Consider the following 18,606-nt stretch of genomic DNA (forward strand, 5'->3'; position numbering starts at 1 on the left):
CTATAAATTTAATACTATGTTTTGCCCCTTTAAGGGCATAAATCTGGTATCGTTCACCTAGGCTTAGATGTGTATAGTTCATGGTTGCAATCTCACTTTGGTCGGTGGATAAAAACTTTGATGCTAGCGCATCTAGGTCTTTTTTTCACCTCGCATTTGATATTGCACTTCATGTGTTAATCTAAGAAGTATTTTAATTATAGTCTCAGCTAAAAAATAATCAGCAACGCAAAAAGCCTTGGCAATCACCAAGGCTTTTTTAGTATTTTGAGAGCTTATAAAGCGGCCATTAACGAAAGCAGCTATTCATAAAAGCAACTATCAACTCTAATCACTCAAGTTGTATCTCAATCGAGAGTACCCCAATAGATTAGTCATTGAACGGCTTAGTACTGTTGTTCTGCTTCTACTGCGTTTTCACTGGCTTTGTCCTCAACGGCCGATGCCCCATCAGCAACCACTTCCGCGGTATTGGCAACGGCTTCATTTGCACCTACTACAACCGCTTCGCCCGTGTTTTCTAGCGCATCTGTGGCGGCAGCACCAGCTGTTTCAGCGCCTTCAGCAACTTCAGTACCAGCATTCTGTGCAGCAACTTCTGCATCAGCAGCAGCGGCTTCAGTTTCAGCAGCAGCTTCTTCAGTGTTGGCAGCAGCATCATCGCCAGCCGACTCAGCAGCAGCTTCCGTTTTATCTTGTGTTTCTTGGCTACATGCGGTGATTGCAAAAGTACCAGCAAGTACGCTAGCAAGTAACAAATGACGTTTTAACATAATAAACCTCTCGTAAATAATGCATGTCAAAATAAATGGTTGCGCTATTTTATAGTGCGCAAGTGGGACATACAATAACAATTTTCAGTATATAGACAAATAATGATTACTTAACAATAAAGCAACCACTTGATAATAATAGTTGGCTATCAACACTTAATTAATCCGTATAAAAACGGACAAGAGTGATGACCAAAATATTATTTTCACAGACTACCCTAGATGCCCATCATTAGTTGTATGCCTAATGTTACTTAACTTCTGAGTATCGTTAAGCGCTTAAGCATCAATCTGTAATGCAGCAACAGCGGGAAGCACCTTGCCTTCTACAAACTCCAAAAATGCGCCGCCACCTGTTGACATATAGCTGACACCATCAGCGATTTGATATTTATCGATTGCAGCTAACGTATCACCGCCGCCAGCGATTGAAAAACCAGCGCTAGCCTTAACCGCAGATGCCAATATTTGCGTGCCATTACCAAAAGCATCGACTTCAAAAACGCCGACGGGACCATTCCATAAGATAGTTTTTGCATTGATAATGGCATCAGCCAACTGCTTTGCACTATCTGGTGCGATATCTAAAATCATGTCATTGTCACCAATGGCATCGACAGACTTAATGGTGGCAGTAGCCTGTTGTAAAGAGCCCATAAAATCATCAAAGTTAATGTCGTTCTTATCGGCAACCACGACATATTCAGGCAGTAGTATCTCAGTTTTACTCATAATGTCACGAGCAGTATCGACCAAGTCTGCTTCGTATAGCGAGGCACCAACGCTATGGCCTTGCGCGGCTAAGAAAGTATTGGCAATGCCACCACCCACGATAATTTGTGAGCACACTGTCGCCAAACTGTGTAAAACCTCTAACTTAGTCGACACTTTCGAACCACCAACGATGGCCAGCATCGGCTGCGCGGGTGTTTCAAGTGCTAAGCTTAGAGCATCAAGCTCAGCTGCCAATAAAGGTCCTGCGCAAACCGTTTTATTCGCTTGACGCATAGCTTGAGTGACGCCTTCCGTAGACGCTTGCGCTCGATGTGCCGTACCAAAGGCATCCATGACAAATACATCGCACAAATCGGCGTATTTCTGTGCTAAATCCACGTTATTTTTCTTCTCACCTTTATTGAAGCGCACGTTTTCTAATAAAACTACCTCACCGGCTTTAATTGACACACCTTGAGTCAAATAATCAGTATTAAGGCTCACTGGTGACTCTAGTTTATCGCTTAAATAATCAGCCACTGGCGCCAGTGAGTAGACCGCCTCAGGACTGCCTTCAGTTGGACGCCCTAAATGTGAGCAAACAATAACCGCAGCACCCTTTTCTAGCGCCATTTTTATAGTAGGTAAACTGGCTTGCAGACGAGCATCACTCGTGACTTTACCGCCTTTAATAGGTACGTTGAGATCCTCTCGAATCAACACTACTTTGTCGGTCAAGCTCAGCTCACTCATACGCAAAAAATTCATTACCTGCTCCTATTTAGCATCTATTATTAATCTACAATGTGACGGTTGACTGCCTGTTCTTAAATAATGGTTATCAAATCTATTTAATCTGTTTAATCGATTTATCTTACCGTTGGTTTTTTATAGTCAGCTCACTTAAAAAGAACGATAGCACAGCTGACCCAGCAAGAATTTAAGGCGGTGTATTCTAGCAGTTTTCTCTCAAAAACTCATAAATATCCATCGGCTCGATAAAACGATCAGTAACATTTCGTGGTGGTACTCAAAAATTATGACCTCTATGATAGAGGGACTCTTTATCACAAACCTTACTTATCATAAAAAAATCATCATAAAGAAGACAAACAATAAAAATAATCCACTAGGAGCATACGATGAGCATCGATTTAAATACTGCCAAGCAGAATCTACTAAAACTAAAAGATGAATATGAAAATCGAATCAGAAAAATCGAAGATCACATCCAAAACCCACAAGATGACCTTAATGAACACTGGGAAGACCAAGCGATTTCTTATCGTCAAAATGATATGCGCAAAAACCTAATGGGCGAAGCACGTCAAAGCTTAGTCTATGTCGAAAATGCCTTAAGCCGTATAGAGAACGGTACTTATGGAGAATGTGAGGTGTGCGGCAAGCAAATCGAAGAGCAACGCTTAGAAGCATTGCCCTACGCTACCCTATGTATGGAGCATGCTGAGTAAAGAGGCGCTTTTATAAAAGATAGTAGCTATCAAGCAGGGTTTTTTATTCAGAAGACCACTTAGAAAAGGTTGACTTAGAAAACACCTGCTGCCATTGCTGACAACGCTTAGCAATGCTTTTTACAGGCAAATCCATAATATCACCCACTACCGCTACATAGCTAATAGGCAAGCCTGCCAGCTCTGAGACGTTCTCTGCCGTTAGTCCCCCTATCACGCAAATATTGATACCTTGCTGACAGCCATTAATAAGCTGCTGACGCGAAATAGTATCAGCGTTTGGTTTGGTATTTGAGGCAAAAACAGCGCCCATTGCCGCGTAACTCGCCCCTTCATCTTGCGCCTTTTTGACCAACGTCACGCCGCCATGACAGGTACGACCAATAATCTGATTGGCTGCTATACGCTGCTTGGCGGCGTGAATACTGCCATCTTCTTGACCAAGATGAACCCCGATGCCAAGTTTTACAGCCAAATCGATATCATCATTCATGACAACTGGTACATTGTGCGCTTTAGCCAAATCTACTATTTTCAGTGCTTCCTTGTAAAGCCTGGACTCACCATCAGCTAGCGCCAAGGTTTGTTTTCGCCGGATTTGTAATAGCGCGATTAACCCTGTCCCCAGTGCTGCCTCTAATTTCTTATATAGAAGCGCAAACTCGTCGTCATTGGTCAACAGATACAGTTTTGGCACTCGAGAAGTTGATGTCTGAACCATTTAACGCTCCTTGCTCTCAATACATTACTCAGCACAATACATTTCTCCGTACAATGGCGCCACACAATAAAAAGGCTGTTATGTGAGATAACAGCCTTTTTATAAATGCTTACGCAATAACCTTACACCGTACGGCGTGTCGCTAAGCTGTTTAGGATATTTTTAGCATCGCCCCAACGCGTAGCTGAGCTATTCGCGCCTAGGATGACAATAATTGCTGGGCGGTTATTCACACGCGTTTCCATCACCACGCAACGGCCGGCTTCGTTAATGAAACCTGTCTTTGAGATACCGATAGGATAGTTACCTGCACGTACCAAACTGCTGGTATTATTGGCTTTATAAGTGCGATTACCACTCGAATAGTTTGAAACAAAGAAATCATAGCTCTTAGTAGTAGAGAAACGACGAATTACATCATAATTACCAGCGGCGCGTACCATTTTAACTAAGTCATTTGATGAAGCAACGTTACGCTTATCAAGTCCCGTGGGATCACCGAAATAGGCAGTGGTCATACCTAGATCTTCGGCTTTACGATTCATCGCACGTATAAAGGCTTTATAGCCACCTGGATAGTTACGCGCTAGACTCTTCGCTGCTGGGTTTTCTGATTTCATCAATGCCATCAATAGCATTTCAGCACGATTTAGTCGATCGCCTGATTTTAAGCGTGAGCTTGCACGTTTAGGACCGACGAAATCTTCTGGATCGAGCGTAATCTCTTCACGCATATCGAGACCCGCATCCAATACCACCATCGCAGTCATTACTTTACTAATACTGGCCATCGGACGGGCAATGTCGGCGTCTTTTTCATAAATAGACTCACCCGTTTCTGCATCAATGACGGCAATACTGCGCGAATCAGTGCTAATTGGAATCATATCACTGCTACCAAAAGCACCGCGATAAGTCGTGTTGAAAGTATTGTTGCTATTGTAACTGTTATTGCTGCTGCCAAAACTGTTGGTATTAGTGATATTGGTCGACCCATAACCAGTATCGACTTTTTTGATAGCAGAGCCTTTAGACTTATACATGATGTTGCGTGCTTCAGACAAGCTATCGGCTCCACCTCGGCTTATACGAGCACTAGAGCCATTGTCAGCGCTACCATTAATAGTCAATGCCGCTTGTGCAACACCGCCCAAACTCAATGAAATCATAGCAGCGATTAATTGCTGTTTGGTTAATGGTAGTTGCTTCATTATGCCTCCTGCTGCCGCGATGCCATTAATTAGTAACTTTACTTAAAAATCAGTAGTTAAAAAATCAGTTACATACTAACTAATAGCAACAACGTACGTAGCGTTTATGGATGTGTTTGTAAGTACTCATATAGAGTTTTTGTATTTTTAGTGTATCATGGTTTGCATTTAAGTTTAATCTATCAAACTGATTTAATGGTTTATTTTGACCTAATTCAAGTTTTGCTACAACTACTTTATATTATAGAAACATTGCTTCACATTGCAGCAATATAAATTAACTCTGAATGCTGTAATTATTCGTATTTTGTTATATTAAATAGTGAAATCCATATAACATGATAGCAGCATTTACCTTCTCAAAAATAAAAAAATGACATCAACGGCTCGGTTTTGCCGGTCATTTAACATCAATAAAAACCTTCATTCTGACAAATAATAAAGAGTATCGTTATGATTAAAGTATTGGTAGTAGATGATCATGATTTGGTAAGAATGGGTATCAGCCGTATGTTATCAGACAGTGCCGACATCGAAGTGGTTGGTGAAGCGGACAGCGGTGATATGGCCATTAAGCTGGCCAAACAGCTACATCCTGATGTGATTTTACTGGATGTTAATATGCCCAATATTGGTGGACTTGAAGCAACCAAACGCTTAATTCAACTGGATATGGGTATTAAGATATTGGCCGTGAGTAGTATGTCAGCACAGCCTTATCCCTCCATGCTTATCAAAGCGGGTGTCAATGGCTATATTACTAAAGGCACGCCTCTCGAAGAGATGATTCGAGCAGTCAAAAAAATCTATCAAGGCGGGCGCTACTTTAGCCAAGATGTCGCCGAGCAATTGGCGGATGTTTTATTGTCAGATAATGCCAACTCACCTTTTGACTTATTGAGTGATCGTGAAAAACAGGTAGCAATGATGGTCGTCAACTGTCAAAGCCCGCAACAAATCGCCGATCAGCTGTTTGTCAGTGTCAAAACCATTAATACTTATCGCTACCGTATCTACGAAAAAGTCGGTGTAGATAGTGATGTCAAGTTGACTCATTTGGCAATTCGTCACGGTCTGATTCAACCATAAGTCATTTAAGCACTTAAGCATCTATCCTTTTATGACGGTCAATTTATGAAGTCTGCTGCTGCTATCACTCACTATTTACATCGCGAAGATACCCTCCCTCTACCGCAACTGCGCAGACTAGGTCTCATTTATAGCAGTTATCGCTTTGTCCTTAGTTTATTTTCTATGCTAACGGTGTATATTACTGCTCGCACGGGTGGTAGCACATCCCTACCAAGCTTCCTGCAGCAGACTGCTCTCAGCTTTTATGTCATTCTTAGCTTAATCTTGCTTGGCTTGTTTTATGTTGTACATAAAAAAATGCAGCGGCAGCTGGCGCTTGGATTGGCATTAGATGTCATTATATTAAGCTTATTACTGTATACCGCAGGCGCACCTGATTTGCAGCTGACTATGCTTTATATGGTGGTCGTGGCAGCAAGCTTTATGCTATTGCAAGGCTCACAAGCATTAATCATTACCCTACTCGCTATTATCTTTGTCATTTATCAACAGTTTTTTTATGCCATTGCCAATAGCATGAACTTGGCCAATTTGGCTGATGCTTTACTCATGTCAGCAAGCTTTTTGGCGGTCGGTGGCTTGAGCTGGTCAATCTCGCACCGCTTAGTACAGCTTGAAAAAGTAGCCGCCAGTCATGCCAAAGAAGTCGAAAGACTGAATGCCATCAATCAAGAAGTGGTCACACAAATGGTTAACGGTGTTATTGTTATCGATACCCAGCATATCGTCTTGGCAAACCTTGCGGCTCACCAATTACTGAGCATTTCACATAATCCGCGAGAGTTGTTGCACAGCACCACCGTTGATAAACAAAATGGGCAAAATAACTCTCGTAACACCCTTTTATCTAACTTCCAGCAGCAGCTCAATGAGCAGCACTCGCAGCTATTTGAGGCCTGTTTGTCGGTAGCAGCTGGGCAGTCGCGCAGCTTTACTTATGACTTGCCTGCGGTAGCAAACGCTTCCATATTTGGCAAGCTACGAATACAAATCATCCCATTAAAAGATGGCAGTAAATTGATCCTGCTGGAAGACTTACGCCGTGAACAAGCCAGCGCCCAACAATTAAAACTGGCCTCTTTAGGACAATTAACAGCCAGTATCGCTCATGAAATAAGAAATCCACTAGCAGCTATCTCACAAGCCAGCCAGCTGCTGATGGAGGATAGCCTAGAAAGTACTACGGAAAACACAACAGATGACAGTATGGCAGCTAGTGCATTAAGCAGCGATACGACTGGTAATTACGAGCTTTATAAAATGATATTTTCACAAACGAAGCGGGTGAATCGTATCATCGAGGACATTCTAAAGCTGTCGCGACAACAAGCGGCAAAACAGCAGTCGGTTGCGTTAACCGAGTGGGTACCAACATTTTTAGAGAATTACTTTCAAGGACACGATATTTTTCTGCATATTAAGGCTCAACCCACCATCTCTTTTGATACCCATCAATTAGAGCAAATCTTAATTAACTTAATTAACAATGGCTTACGTCATAGTAGCTACGCTCACCCTCATGCCTTTGTGGAAATCGAAATTTATTGTGCAGATAACGATGTTATAATTGATATCTTAGATGGGGGTGCTGGTGTTAATATTGACGATATTCCGCATTTATTCAACCCGTTTTTTACCACAGATGAAGCAGGAACAGGCTTAGGATTGTATTTATCGCAAGCATTTTGTGAAGCCAATCAAGCCCGTTTACTTTGTATTCCTGAGCACGAAAAAACTTGCTTTCGTTTGATTGCGCCTGCGACCAACTCTGATACTACCTTTAAAAATACTGAAGACTCCCTTGATTAAAGTTTTTGTAAAGTAAGATGTTTGTCTTATGAAAAAGGTTGACCTCTTAAATATTTGCTATAAAAAAGCTGTATACGATTGATTCCTCGGTATTCTGCAAAAGGGCTTTACCCTTGTTTCGTTTAAAACCTTAATACTTTATAGCTGTTGAACACGATGAGATGATGTATGACAAAAACCGCACTAGTCGTTGATGATGAAGTAGATCTGTGCCGATTAATGCAGATTACTTTGAATAAAATGGGTATCAAAAGTGATGTGGCATATACACTGGCACAAGCAAGATCATACTGGCAAGAAAATGAGTATGATTTTTGCTTGACTGATCTAAAGCTGCCTGATGGCTCAGGACTGGAGCTGGTAAAAGAAGTTAGCAATAGCTCTAATACTCCGATAGCCGTTATTACCGCACACGGCAGTATGGACTTAGCTATTGAAGCATTAAAGATGGGCGCTTTTGATTTCGTTAACAAGCCACTTGAGCTGCCACGTTTACGTCAATTAGTCGAAAATGCCCTAAAGGTTATTCATCGAGATAGCGAAGCGCAAACCACACCTGAATCTACACCCGAACAAAAAATGTTAGACAGTAGACTCATCGGTGATTCTGCCGTGATGCATCCCCTCAAAAAAACTATTTTAAAATTGGCCCGCTCGCAAGCACCCGTGTTTTTGGCTGGGGCATCTGGTACGGGTAAAGAAGTAGTCGCCAGATTGATTCATGACTTAAGCCCGCGCAGGGATGGCAGCTTTGTGCCAGTGAACTGTGGGGCGATACCTTCAGAGCTCATGGAGTCGGAGTTTTTTGGTCACAAAAAAGGCAGCTTCACAGGTGCTGTCGCTGACAAGCAAGGTCTTTTCCAGCAGGCTAACGGTGGTACCTTATTTTTAGATGAGGTGGCCGACTTGCCTTTGGCGATGCAAGTAAAGCTGCTACGAGCCATCCAAGAAAAAACGGTACGTGCCATTGGCGATACAAAAGAAACGCCAGTCGATATTCGTATCTTATCTGCAACCCATAAAGATTTGAGCCAGTTGGTGCAGGATGGTACGTTTCGACAAGATCTGTACTACCGTATTAATGTTATTGAATTAAAGCTACCAACGCTTAATTCGCGTCGTGATGATATTCCTGTCTTGGCAGAATATTTTTTGGCCATGATTGCTGGTGAATGGCAGTTAGAGACGCCGCCATCATTAACGATGGAGGCTTGCCAGCGCTTACAATGCCATGATTTTGCTGGCAACGTCCGTGAGCTACGTAATATACTCGAGCGCGCTGTAACCTTAGCGGAAACGTCACATATTGATGTCAGTCATTTAGGCCTACCCGAGCTTGATGCTGACTTTGACGTTGCTAATCAAAGTACAATATCTCAAGGTCAAAATGGGCTCTCAAGTATTCCTAATATTCAGTTATCCGAGCAAAAAATACATGAGCCACTGGCAACGCAATCGATAGACAATCAAGAGCACATCTCTCAGCCTACAGACAGAACGACCACGGCAAAGATGCAGCAAACAACCTCTAATTTGCACCCCTATCGTACTAATATTCAGCACTACTCTTCTATGATACAGCGCTCAGTCGCTAACGAGGTAGAGCGACCTAATGCCACTATTACTAATAACGACCGTAAAAAACAATCTATCGATCGTCACTTTATTGAGACTGAGAACGACACGTCAGCCAACCCAAGTGCCTTCGCTGATGGCGAATTACCGTCTGAAGGTTTGGAGCATTACTTACAAGAACAAGAGACACAGCTGATTATCACTGCACTTAAACAAACTGGCGGGAATAAAACTCAAGCGGCAGAACTGCTTGGGACCACTTTTCGCTCTTTACGCTATCGCATGAAAAAGTTAGAAATCGATGAAAATTATTCTAAATCATGACCGGCAAAAACCACAATGTGGTTATGATATTTCGTTAGCTTATTTCTGTCAGCCAATCAAGCTTGATACAGCCTATTTTAGTTTTAGTATAGGCAGTTCTAAATAAAAACGATACTTTGTTAGCTACGTGCTCCTGTTATAAATTTTTATTGCTGGTTCCAGCCTTATCTTTTTCAGAGGGTTTTCGGACAAAACGAACCCCCGAATCAAGTGCTTGCTCTTGCAACAAGTCAAGCGCCTGCTGCTCCCATGTACGCTCACTACCTGATAATATCACATCAGGCTCTACCCCAATCCCGTCTATCTTCCTGCCTGATGCCGTCATATAGTTGGCGACGGTTAGCTTAACTGCCTGCTCATCATTGAGCGGTATCACCGACTGCACCGACCCTTTGCCATAACTGACCTCACCAACGATAGTGGCACGCTTTTGCGCTTGCAAGCTACTGGCCAACACTTCTGCTGCTGACGCTGAATATCTGTTTTGTAAAACAACTACTGGTAATGATTCGAGTAACGCCGTACCTTGAGTCGATAGCGTCCGTGAGTCACTTTGGCGGCCTTTTACTTGTACCACATCGGTATCATTTATAAACAAGCTGGCGACGCTTATAGCCGACGTTAACACCCCTCCTGGATTGTCACGCATATCTAATAAAATACCTGATACAGGGGCTTCTAAGTTGATTAAACTTTGTAGCAATTTTTCACGGCTATTATTTTGAAACGCGGGCAATCTAACAATAGCGATTCCATCCGTAAGCCTTGTTTCAATAATTTGTGGGTGGTTATTATTACGCTGTAAAGTCGTGGTATGTTTACGGCGACCCGCTTTAGAGGTCACAACATCCACTTGCGTACCAGCAATCCCAGTTAAAAGTTGCTCGATATCATTATTCTCTTTGTCCTGATCAAGTTTAAACTCGGCAACTTGATGCAAGTAATCACCAACAGCGATGCCTTTTTTATCGGCAGGTGAATCGTCAATGACCTCAGTAATGACCCAGTAGCCAATTTTTGACTGATATTCCACCTTGATACCGATATCGCCAACGTCCCCTTCGGTAAAAGCGCGCAGATTTTCATAAGCTTCGGCATCTAAGAACTCTGCATGACTATCGAGCTTAGTCAACATACCACTCATCGCATTGTTGAATAACTCCTCATCATTCACAGCATCAACATATTCACGGCGAACTAAATCAACCACGGCGACAAATGTTTTTAGCGTTTCAGGAGATATAGCTTTTAATGACACCTCCGCGACTTCTTCTGGAATATCCGTATTAATGTCATCTGAGTCGTTGTTCAACACGCTTTCATCAGGCACAGCATCTATTGAGTCATCGACTTGGTCTGCAGATTCTAACAAATCGGCGATATCTGATAAGTCATCAGCGCCATTGTTGATTGGCACATCATCTGCATTTAAGCTAATCAATTGCAAACTTGCCGTTGGATTACTGTCATCATTATTGAGAGCGGCATGGGCAGGGATATTCACTACAGTAAATCCCATCAAACCTGTAATAAGTGCCGGTTTTAATAAACGAAAGCTAAGAAAATTAGTATTAATAGATACTGTCATCGTTGATTTTTCCAATCTTTTAGACATTAATAAAAATAGAGGTTTGATAATATGCATAAAAAAATCACTACATTTTTGAAGTTATTGTATGGTCATTTATGAATAATATCCTATAAAATAGCACTAAGCCACTATCTAAGACTAGGCTAGTATTGCAAGTAACTTAGGCGAAATGTATCGTAAAAAACACATAAAAAAAGGAAGGATAATCACTATCCCTCCTTTCTACTTTTATTGTTTTAGCCGTACTAAGAAGCTGTCAACATATTAAATAACAGGCTTATGATGCTGGAATCAATAAACTCTCACCTGTCATCTCAGCGGGTGCTTCAACATCCATTAACGCTAAGATAGTCGGTGCCACATCACTAAGCTTACCACCATCACGTACTGTTACTTTTTGCTCACCAATATAAATGAGTGGTACCAGTTCTGTCGTATGCTGAGTATGGACTTGACCGCTCTCGTAATCTTGCATTTGCTCACAGTTCCCGTGATCTGCCGTGATAAGCATATCCCCACCCGCTGCACGAACTGCTGCTGCTACGCGACCAACGCTGACATCTAATGCTTCTACAGCTTGCACCGCTGCGTCGAATATACCGGTATGCCCGACCATGTCACCATTGGCGTAGTTGACCACCAGCACATCATATTTGCCAGACTCAATAGCCGCCACCAATTCATCGGTCACTTCTGGGGCGCTCATTTCAGGTTTTAGATCATAAGTCGCAACATCGGGAGAAGGTACTAAGATACGGGTTTCGCCTTTATACTCTTCCTCACGGCCACCACTAAAGAAAAACGTCACATGGGCGTATTTTTCAGTTTCCGCGATACGTAGCTGGGTTTTACCTTTATCCTGCAAATACTCGCCAAGCGTGTTGGTCAATGAGGTTGGATAATAAGCGATACTGGTTTTTGGGTTGTCTGCCAAAATATCTGAGTATTTAGTCAGCATCACAAATGCCGCAAGTTTTGGTTGTTTATGACGGGCAAAACCTGAAAACTCATGATCGGGCAATACAAAGGCTTGCGCAAGCTCGCGAGCACGGTCAGCACGGAAGTTCATAAAAATAAGCGCGTCATTATCATCAACGGTATATGGCACTTCATCACGACCAATCACCACAGTCGGGTTGATAAATTCATCGGTTTCGCGCGCTTTATAAGCCGCCTGCACCGCACCATCAGCACGGGTCGACAAACGATCCGCTTTACCCTCAGTGATCAGCTCATAAGCTTTTTGTACGCGATCCCAGCGATTGTCACGATCCATCGCATAGTAGCGACCAATGATACTGGCAATCTGTACGCGGCCCCCTTCATAATGCGCATTGAGCTTATTGATATGGTCGCGCAGACGATTGATGTACTTATCGGCAGATTTGGGCGGGGTATCACGGCCATCTAGGAAGCAATGCACAAAGACGTTTTTGGCACCATGTACCAATGCCGAGTGACACATCGCTTCGATATGGTCTTGATGCGAATGCACACCACCATCTGATAGCAGACCCATAATATGGACGTTACCACCAAGCTTGTTCGCCGCTTTTACGGCATTGACTAACGCTTCGTTTTTATAGAACTCACGATTTTCTACCTCACTTGAGATACGGGTCGAATCTTGATAAAGAACCCGACCAGCACCCAAGTTCATATGCCCCACTTCTGAATTACCAAACTGACCATCTGGCAATCCCACATCCTCTCCTGAAGCTGATATCAAGCCATGTGGATATTGTTGATAAATCTTATCTAAGTTTGGCATATTGGCGGCGGCGATCGCATTGTCCTTATCATCTTCTCGATACCCAAAACCATCTAATATCATTAAGACATGCGGTGTTTTTTTATCCTCTGCGCTATCTCGCTTATTATTAAGCTGCGCTTTATTATCATTAATAGCTTCTGATGGTTGCTGGGTGTTGGTCATTGATTACCGCTCCTCAAGTGAATGAACGCCTATGATGCTGTATTAGGATCTCTAAAGCCCTCTATATTAACACACATCTCAAAATAGCTGAAAAATTGACCTTTTAGGCTATCAATCAAGCGCTTTTTATGCTTCCATTTGAATGATTTTTTAGGAGGTGATGACCTCAATAATGCCAATTATTAAGTCTAAGTATCAATTTGTATAAGTACCAATCTGTAATTCGTACTTGCAATCCCTCAAGCCATTGGTTAAGATAAATGTATTCTGAAGTGTTGGCTAGTAGATGTTTATTCCCTGAGCCGATAATGCTTTACCAGGATGTGGTACCTATTACTTCATTGTGTATGCCTGCACCGCTTGCGGTGTATCAGGAAACCTGCCGAGGTAATGACGCATCCGCCCTGAACTTCACGGTTCATGGGTCACCATCTTACGGCGGCACTTCGGTTGTTATATTAGGTTAGTAGCTCTTCTATTTAGATTCATTTAGTTTATAATAAATGAGTGATAACCACTAAAAAGCCCCTTTTGTCATTGACGAAAGGGGCTTTTTTTATAGCTAATTTTCTTTATTATTAAACAATCACCACTATCAACTTACAACGTATGGACTATTCATCATTGGCTGATTTAGTAATCTTTTTCACATCTTTGGGGATGCTTTTGGCAGTACCATCAACGGTCGTATGCTGCTTGAATACATCACCAAATGGGTTTTGTTGCTGTTGACCAAATGGATTTTGACCATTCGTACCGCCTGCGCCGCCAAATGGGTTTTGACCACCCATACCACCAGCACCACCGAATGGATTTTGGCCGCCCATTTGTCCACCCATCTGCTTGGCCATCATTTCCATCATTTTTTGCTGATTATTCATGACGTAATTATTGGCAAAGTCTTTCAGTTTCTTTTGTACAGGTGGCAATATCACGAGTAACGCCAACAAATCACTAAGCACACCAGGAATCAGCAATAAAATACCTGCCGCCGCCATGGCCACACTTTTTATCATGGTTGACTCTTGCGGACGCATCGATGGGTTCATCATACCGCCAGCTTTCATCTGCTGTGCCATCGGATTGAGAGCGGCCAAGCCTTTACGCATGAGTGAGATGCCGATAACAGCAGCGATAATAAACCACATAAATACCCACCAACCACTCATAAACTGAGCAAGCAAATACCAAAGTAGCATTTCGATAATAAACCAAACGATGGCAATACCAACTATCTGACCCATAAAGTGTCGTCCTATAAGATAAAGTCTAAAAAATTGAGCGCCATGTAAATTTAAATGGCTAGCATATGATGTATATGGGGATTGATTGCTATACTATCAAACTTACGGCTAATTTTTAAGACATATAGTCAGTACAATATAATTTGGATACAAGGAAGGTGAGTAAAAGTACTACGAGTAGTAGGCTGAGCAAGTCTGACACCGTATCCGATTTATATAGGGTTGAATATAAAATAAAATGTAAGCAAGATGGAATACTATGGCAATTATTATTGGGATTGATCCAGGTTCACGCATGACCGGTTATGGCATCGTCCAACAGACAGGCGATAAACTCACTTATATCGATGCAGGGACCATTCGTACAGACACCAAAGAGATGCCTGAGCGCCTTAAACGTATTTTCAATGGTTTGACGCGTATTACTCAGCATCATATAAAATATGCAGAAGAGCCTATTTATACGGCTATCGAGCAAGTATTTATGGCAGAAAATCCAGACTCAGCGTTGAAGCTTGGCCAAGCACGTGGAGCGGCTATTGCTGCTATGGTGGCATTGGATTTGGAAGTATCAGAATATACCGCTCGCCAAATAAAACAAGCCGTTTGTGGCTATGGCGCAGCCGCCAAAGAGCAAGTACAAGAAATGGTTTGTCGCATACTGTCGTTAGACTTTATGCCGCAACAAGATGCTGCCGATGGTCTTGCTTGTGCCATTTGTCATGCGCATTCCAGCCATTCAATGAACAAATTGATACTAAACAGCGCCATGCGCGGACGCGGTGCTTCTAAGAAAAAGGGCCGCTGGCGTTTGACAGAAGAAGACTTAGGAAACTTACGTTAAAAAACAATATTTTTTACTGACTATAAACCAATAAATGATACTAAGTACAAAAAAACACGCACCATCTGGACGCGTGTTTTTTATTCTTGGTATTTAATCCGTTAAATACTTATTTTGCTACCGAACTTTCAATGACGGCATCCAATACATAAGCATAGTCTTCGGAACCATCACGATTAACACTTTCTGCCGTTTCACCATTGTCTAGCGGGTAGCGTTGTAGGCGTATCACCTCATCGTGCTTACCGTCATGCTGGTAACCGTCTATGTCACCCTTAAATGCTGCCCACTTACCTTCGCTGCTTTTAATACCTTGGTCGTCATAAGTAATGGGTCTAACTTGTAAGCACTTTTGTGAGCTATTGTCGTCACAAGGAACTTTCTGAGCATTTACGGCCCAAAATATGGTCTCACCTTTACTGTTGTATTTGGCTTGGGCTGTAAGCCTACCTTTCCATACCAAAGTTACAGAATCACTAGCAACTTGTGTCAATACTGGGTTTTCACCTTCATTAAGTTTTAGCTCACTACTACCCTGCATCATTGTGTTTAATTGACTCTCAGCGGCATCAAGATCACCACACGACATTTTAGTACTCATGCCATCTTCAATAGTCAAAGTATGCTTTTGTAATTGATAGGCAGCACTGATCGTATTACAGCCGACGCTATAATTTAGCGTATTTTGACCCTGATAGTGATTAAATGACAGTGTCACCTGATCTTTAATATCCATCAATGCACTTACTGGCTGCTCGGCAGAATCTTTCGCGCTGACCAACGTCCAGCGATGGCGAGACAAGTCAGTATTCAGCTTTTCTGTCGCGGTCAGTTCGGTGGTTTCGGAGGCATTAGTCGTCATATTAGTATCAGATTGCGCATTTTCACTCTCCGTCACATTGGTGTCTGCACCAACTTCACTCGTATCTGACATGCTATTTTCAGTAGGTGTAGCATCTTTTTGACACGCACTTAATGCCAAACTCGCTACCAATACGCTTGGTAATAAAAGCAACCTTAAAGCTGGTTTTGTGGTTCTAACTAACATAGTACATACCTATTAGAAAGCTTGTTCAACCTTCCTTCTCTAACGTCAATATTTTAAAGTAACCCATTTAAGTTTTTATCTTGATAGAAATTACTATAGCCCAGTCTAAATAAAAAAGAGTCATGCCTATTAACATAGCTACTGCTATAGTTTTAAATGGAATCGACTATATGTAGATGCCCACGGGCTCAGCTCATAAAACATACACGCCCTAGTCATCGAACGCTTTTAAAACATACTTTCTTGAATCAAGATAATTGAGTCACTATAACCTCGACCTCACTGTTTTATGTAATGAAATGTTTACTTTTATTATATATTTTAAAAAGGGCTTAATTTACTCATGGTTTAGTGCTAGCTATTTTAAGAGTCAAAAAAATAGCTAACATTTACTGTTAACTACCTTTTTACTCATTTTTGCTCATTGTTATGGTAAGCAGACTTTACGACAAGCTAAAATCAGTCGTTAGTCTCTGTTGGTTTGGCATTTGCCATATTTTTAATACTAAAACGCTCATTCATCATCTGATAAAAACGCGCTAAGTTCTCACCTTGCTCATTAGGATTCACTTTAAGGAGTTTGCCAAAATCTAAACCTAAATACAGCACAATGTCAGCAAAACTTAATTGTGCACCGACCAAGTACTCACGATCCTCTAAAATATTTTCGAAATAAGCGAGTGCTTTAACAGCACGGGCGATGGATGGCGCGACAAATTCTGGAACCTGCTCAACACGCTGGGCTTTAGATGGATGGCTGTGCTGAAAAGCCAGCATAAAATTATACAACACTTCAAACTCAGCAATACGGCGTAGAGAACACACTTGCGCACGTTGTACCACGTCGTTACCCATCACCGAGCGTTCACCGTAAACGCGATCTAGATATTCACATACTGCCTGCGAATCATTAAGTATGGTACCGTCATCTAACTCCAATACTGGCACTGTCTGCATCGGATTTATTTTAGTGAATGCCTCTGACATTTGCTCATTAGCAGCAAAATCAATATCGACCACATCAAGGTCATCGATATCATCAACATCAATACCTTTTGACGCTAATAAAATAAGGGCTTTACGGGGATTTGGCGCAGTACGGGTAACGTATAATTTCTTCATAACGAACTCCTGGTAAAATGGGCTAACAAGCGACCTACTCTTATCATCATAGCAAAACCATAACGCTGCTTGTTATGTGAATAGTAAAAAGCCCCATAACGTTACGTTATAGGGCTCTTTATTTTTAATCAACTGCAAATATCAAGTACGCTCAACTTATTTGTTAGGTGCAGGCGTGGTGCGTAAATACGGCTTAATTTCTGTATGACCTTTAGGATAATTTGCGGCAATATCTTCATTTTTAACACTTGGTGGAATGATAACGTCGTCGCCATCTTTCCAATCAACTGGTGTGGCGATGTTATATTCATCAGATAATTGCATTGCATCGATGACACGAACGATTTCATCAAAGTTACGGCCACAGCTGGCTGGATACGTCAGCGTTAAACGTACTTTTTTCTTAGGATCGATAATAAAAACACTTCTAACCGTCGCTGTGTTATCAGCATTTGGATGAATCATGTCATAAAGATCCGCTACTTTACGATCAGAGTCAGCGATAATAGGGAAGTTAACGGCAGTGCCTTGAGTTTCTTCGATATCACCTACCCAGCCTTTATGATCTTCTAAACCATCGACCGATAGTGCGATTGGTTTAACATTGCGCTTTTGGAACTCACCGCCTAATGCTGCGGTACGTCCAAGCTCAGTGGTACATACTGGAGTGTAATCTGCAGGATGTGAAAATAAAACCACCCAGTTATCTCCAGCCCAATCATAAAAATTGATATCACCTTCAGTGGTTGTCGCGTCAAAATTTGGTGCGCTATCACCTAAACGTAAATTTGCCATGTTTCATTCCTTATTTATATTAGTAATGAGCATTAAGACCTAAATCTATCCATACGCTCTATTATTATCAAACGTGCTCAGCTAATACTACACAATAACTTAAAGCACGTCAGCAAAAATTCTATTCTATCTTAGCAAACTGGTTATGAATGTCTTGTGATGGATTGTAATGCGGTTATTCCATTTATTACTAAGAAGAAAAGTAGATTTAATATAGTCAGTGAGAAGTAATATCGCTACATCACGTACTGCAGGTACCGTTTTTTCTAGCTTGCTGTGCCTACGCAGACAAAGGCTGCAAAAAAACTATACCCGCAGTATCGTAGCGTTTTTAA

Annotated in this window: 15 protein-coding genes and 1 other RNA gene; 6 read left to right on the forward strand and 10 right to left on the reverse strand. The window is 41.9% G+C overall.

Annotated features, from left to right (window positions below; all coding sequences use genetic code 11):
• Window positions 1-386 precede the first annotated feature (386 nt).
• Together EI161_RS04185 and EI161_RS04190 are read right to left on the reverse strand one after the other, a co-directional pair.
• Window positions 387-773: a hypothetical protein gene (locus EI161_RS04185; protein ID WP_192523374.1), complete on the reverse strand. Its 387-nt coding sequence runs from the start codon at window positions 771-773 to the stop codon at window positions 387-389.
• Window positions 774-1,052: 279 nt separating this feature from the next.
• Window positions 1,053-2,255 (reverse strand): phosphoglycerate kinase, encoded by a 1,203-nt coding sequence (locus EI161_RS04190; RefSeq protein WP_192523373.1) that lies wholly within the window; start codon window positions 2,253-2,255, stop codon window positions 1,053-1,055.
• Window positions 2,256-2,629: 374 nt separating this feature from the next.
• Here EI161_RS04190 and EI161_RS04195 point away from each other — a divergent pair, with 374 nt between their 5' ends.
• Window positions 2,630-2,959: a TraR/DksA family transcriptional regulator gene (locus EI161_RS04195; protein ID WP_192523372.1), complete on the forward strand. Its 330-nt coding sequence runs from the start codon at window positions 2,630-2,632 to the stop codon at window positions 2,957-2,959.
• 43 nt (window positions 2,960-3,002) lie between these two features.
• Here the strand turns inward: EI161_RS04195 and EI161_RS04200 are convergent, their stop codons facing one another.
• Together EI161_RS04200 and EI161_RS04205 are read right to left on the reverse strand one after the other, a co-directional pair.
• Window positions 3,003-3,680: a thiamine phosphate synthase gene (locus tag EI161_RS04200; RefSeq protein WP_192523371.1), complete on the reverse strand. Its 678-nt coding sequence runs from the start codon at window positions 3,678-3,680 to the stop codon at window positions 3,003-3,005.
• 122 nt (window positions 3,681-3,802) lie between these two features.
• Complete coding sequence (locus EI161_RS04205) at window positions 3,803-4,891, reverse strand: serine hydrolase (protein ID WP_192529046.1); 1,089 nt, start codon at window positions 4,889-4,891, stop codon at window positions 3,803-3,805.
• Between the two features lie 453 nt (window positions 4,892-5,344).
• Between EI161_RS04205 and EI161_RS04210 the strand changes: the two genes are divergently transcribed.
• The 3 genes from EI161_RS04210 to EI161_RS04220 all read left to right on the forward strand — a co-directional run bounded on the left by EI161_RS04210 (window position 5,345) and on the right by EI161_RS04220 (window position 9,691).
• A complete protein-coding gene (locus EI161_RS04210; protein WP_192529047.1) occupies window positions 5,345-5,980 on the forward strand; it encodes a response regulator in 636 nt (211 codons plus the stop codon).
• A 45-nt stretch (window positions 5,981-6,025) separates the two neighbouring features.
• Window positions 6,026-7,792, forward strand: a complete 1,767-nt coding sequence (locus EI161_RS04215) for a sensor histidine kinase (protein WP_192529048.1) — start codon at window positions 6,026-6,028, stop codon at window positions 7,790-7,792.
• A gap of 168 nt (window positions 7,793-7,960) precedes the next feature.
• Window positions 7,961-9,691, forward strand: coding sequence for a sigma 54-interacting transcriptional regulator (locus EI161_RS04220; protein WP_192523367.1), 1,731 nt, complete (start codon window positions 7,961-7,963; stop codon window positions 9,689-9,691).
• Between the two features lie 136 nt (window positions 9,692-9,827).
• On the opposite strand, the gene EI161_RS04225 is transcribed toward EI161_RS04220, so the two are convergent.
• Together EI161_RS04225 and gpmI are read right to left on the reverse strand one after the other, a co-directional pair.
• Complete coding sequence (locus tag EI161_RS04225) at window positions 9,828-11,279, reverse strand: S41 family peptidase (RefSeq protein WP_225735218.1); 1,452 nt, start codon at window positions 11,277-11,279, stop codon at window positions 9,828-9,830.
• 280 nt (window positions 11,280-11,559) lie between these two features.
• Window positions 11,560-13,218, reverse strand: coding sequence for a 2,3-bisphosphoglycerate-independent phosphoglycerate mutase (gene gpmI / locus EI161_RS04230; protein ID WP_192523365.1), 1,659 nt, complete (start codon window positions 13,216-13,218; stop codon window positions 11,560-11,562).
• Window positions 13,219-13,479: 261 nt separating this feature from the next.
• Here gpmI and ssrS point away from each other — a divergent pair.
• A non-coding RNA gene (gene ssrS / locus EI161_RS04235) (6S RNA) lies at window positions 13,480-13,675 on the forward strand.
• Between the two features lie 157 nt (window positions 13,676-13,832).
• Here the strand turns inward: ssrS and EI161_RS04240 are convergent.
• The gene (locus EI161_RS04240; protein ID WP_192524841.1) at window positions 13,833-14,462 is read right to left on the reverse strand and encodes an FxsA family protein; all 630 of its coding nucleotides are present in this window, start codon (window positions 14,460-14,462) and stop codon (window positions 13,833-13,835) included.
• A gap of 259 nt (window positions 14,463-14,721) precedes the next feature.
• On the opposite strand from EI161_RS04240, the gene ruvC reads away from it, so the two are divergent.
• On the forward strand, window positions 14,722-15,306 hold the full coding sequence (gene ruvC / locus EI161_RS04245; protein WP_192524840.1) for a crossover junction endodeoxyribonuclease RuvC: 585 nt from the start codon (window positions 14,722-14,724) through the stop codon (window positions 15,304-15,306).
• A gap of 109 nt (window positions 15,307-15,415) precedes the next feature.
• Here the strand turns inward: ruvC and EI161_RS04250 are convergent, their stop codons facing one another.
• The 3 genes from EI161_RS04250 to EI161_RS04260 form a co-directional block, all read right to left on the reverse strand.
• Entirely contained in the window at window positions 15,416-16,354 is a 939-nt protein-coding gene (locus EI161_RS04250) for an META domain-containing protein (RefSeq protein ID WP_192524839.1), read from the reverse strand.
• 459 nt (window positions 16,355-16,813) lie between these two features.
• Entirely contained in the window at window positions 16,814-17,476 is a 663-nt protein-coding gene (locus tag EI161_RS04255; RefSeq protein ID WP_192524838.1) for a glutathione S-transferase family protein, read from the reverse strand.
• A 156-nt stretch (window positions 17,477-17,632) separates the two neighbouring features.
• Window positions 17,633-18,271 (reverse strand): peroxiredoxin, encoded by a 639-nt coding sequence (locus EI161_RS04260; RefSeq protein WP_192529050.1) that lies wholly within the window; start codon window positions 18,269-18,271, stop codon window positions 17,633-17,635.
• Window positions 18,272-18,606: the final 335 nt, after the last annotated feature.

The organism is Psychrobacter sp. FME5 (assembly GCF_014861375.1).
GTDB lineage: Bacteria > Pseudomonadota > Gammaproteobacteria > Pseudomonadales > Moraxellaceae > Psychrobacter.

Coding starts and splice junctions, on each gene's coding strand:
- EI161_RS04250 (WP_192524839.1), bottom strand. CDS start 16,354: ATGTTAGTTAGAACCACAAAACCAGCTTTAAGGTTGCTTTTATTACCA.
- EI161_RS04185 (WP_192523374.1), bottom strand. CDS start 773: ATGTTAAAACGTCATTTGTTACTTGCTAGCGTACTTGCTGGTACTTTT.
- EI161_RS04190 (WP_192523373.1), bottom strand. CDS start 2,255: ATGAATTTTTTGCGTATGAGTGAGCTGAGCTTGACCGACAAAGTAGTG.
- ruvC (WP_192524840.1), top strand. CDS start 14,722: ATGGCAATTATTATTGGGATTGATCCAGGTTCACGCATGACCGGTTAT.
- EI161_RS04205 (WP_192529046.1), bottom strand. CDS start 4,891: ATGAAGCAACTACCATTAACCAAACAGCAATTAATCGCTGCTATGATT.
- EI161_RS04215 (WP_192529048.1), top strand. CDS start 6,026: ATGAAGTCTGCTGCTGCTATCACTCACTATTTACATCGCGAAGATACC.
- EI161_RS04240 (WP_192524841.1), bottom strand. CDS start 14,462: ATGGGTCAGATAGTTGGTATTGCCATCGTTTGGTTTATTATCGAAATG.
- EI161_RS04210 (WP_192529047.1), top strand. CDS start 5,345: ATGATTAAAGTATTGGTAGTAGATGATCATGATTTGGTAAGAATGGGT.
- EI161_RS04200 (WP_192523371.1), bottom strand. CDS start 3,680: ATGGTTCAGACATCAACTTCTCGAGTGCCAAAACTGTATCTGTTGACC.
- EI161_RS04260 (WP_192529050.1), bottom strand. CDS start 18,271: ATGGCAAATTTACGTTTAGGTGATAGCGCACCAAATTTTGACGCGACA.
- gpmI (WP_192523365.1), bottom strand. CDS start 13,218: ATGACCAACACCCAGCAACCATCAGAAGCTATTAATGATAATAAAGCG.
- EI161_RS04225 (WP_225735218.1), bottom strand. CDS start 11,279: ATGACAGTATCTATTAATACTAATTTTCTTAGCTTTCGTTTATTAAAA.
- EI161_RS04255 (WP_192524838.1), bottom strand. CDS start 17,476: ATGAAGAAATTATACGTTACCCGTACTGCGCCAAATCCCCGTAAAGCC.
- EI161_RS04220 (WP_192523367.1), top strand. CDS start 7,961: ATGACAAAAACCGCACTAGTCGTTGATGATGAAGTAGATCTGTGCCGA.
- EI161_RS04195 (WP_192523372.1), top strand. CDS start 2,630: ATGAGCATCGATTTAAATACTGCCAAGCAGAATCTACTAAAACTAAAA.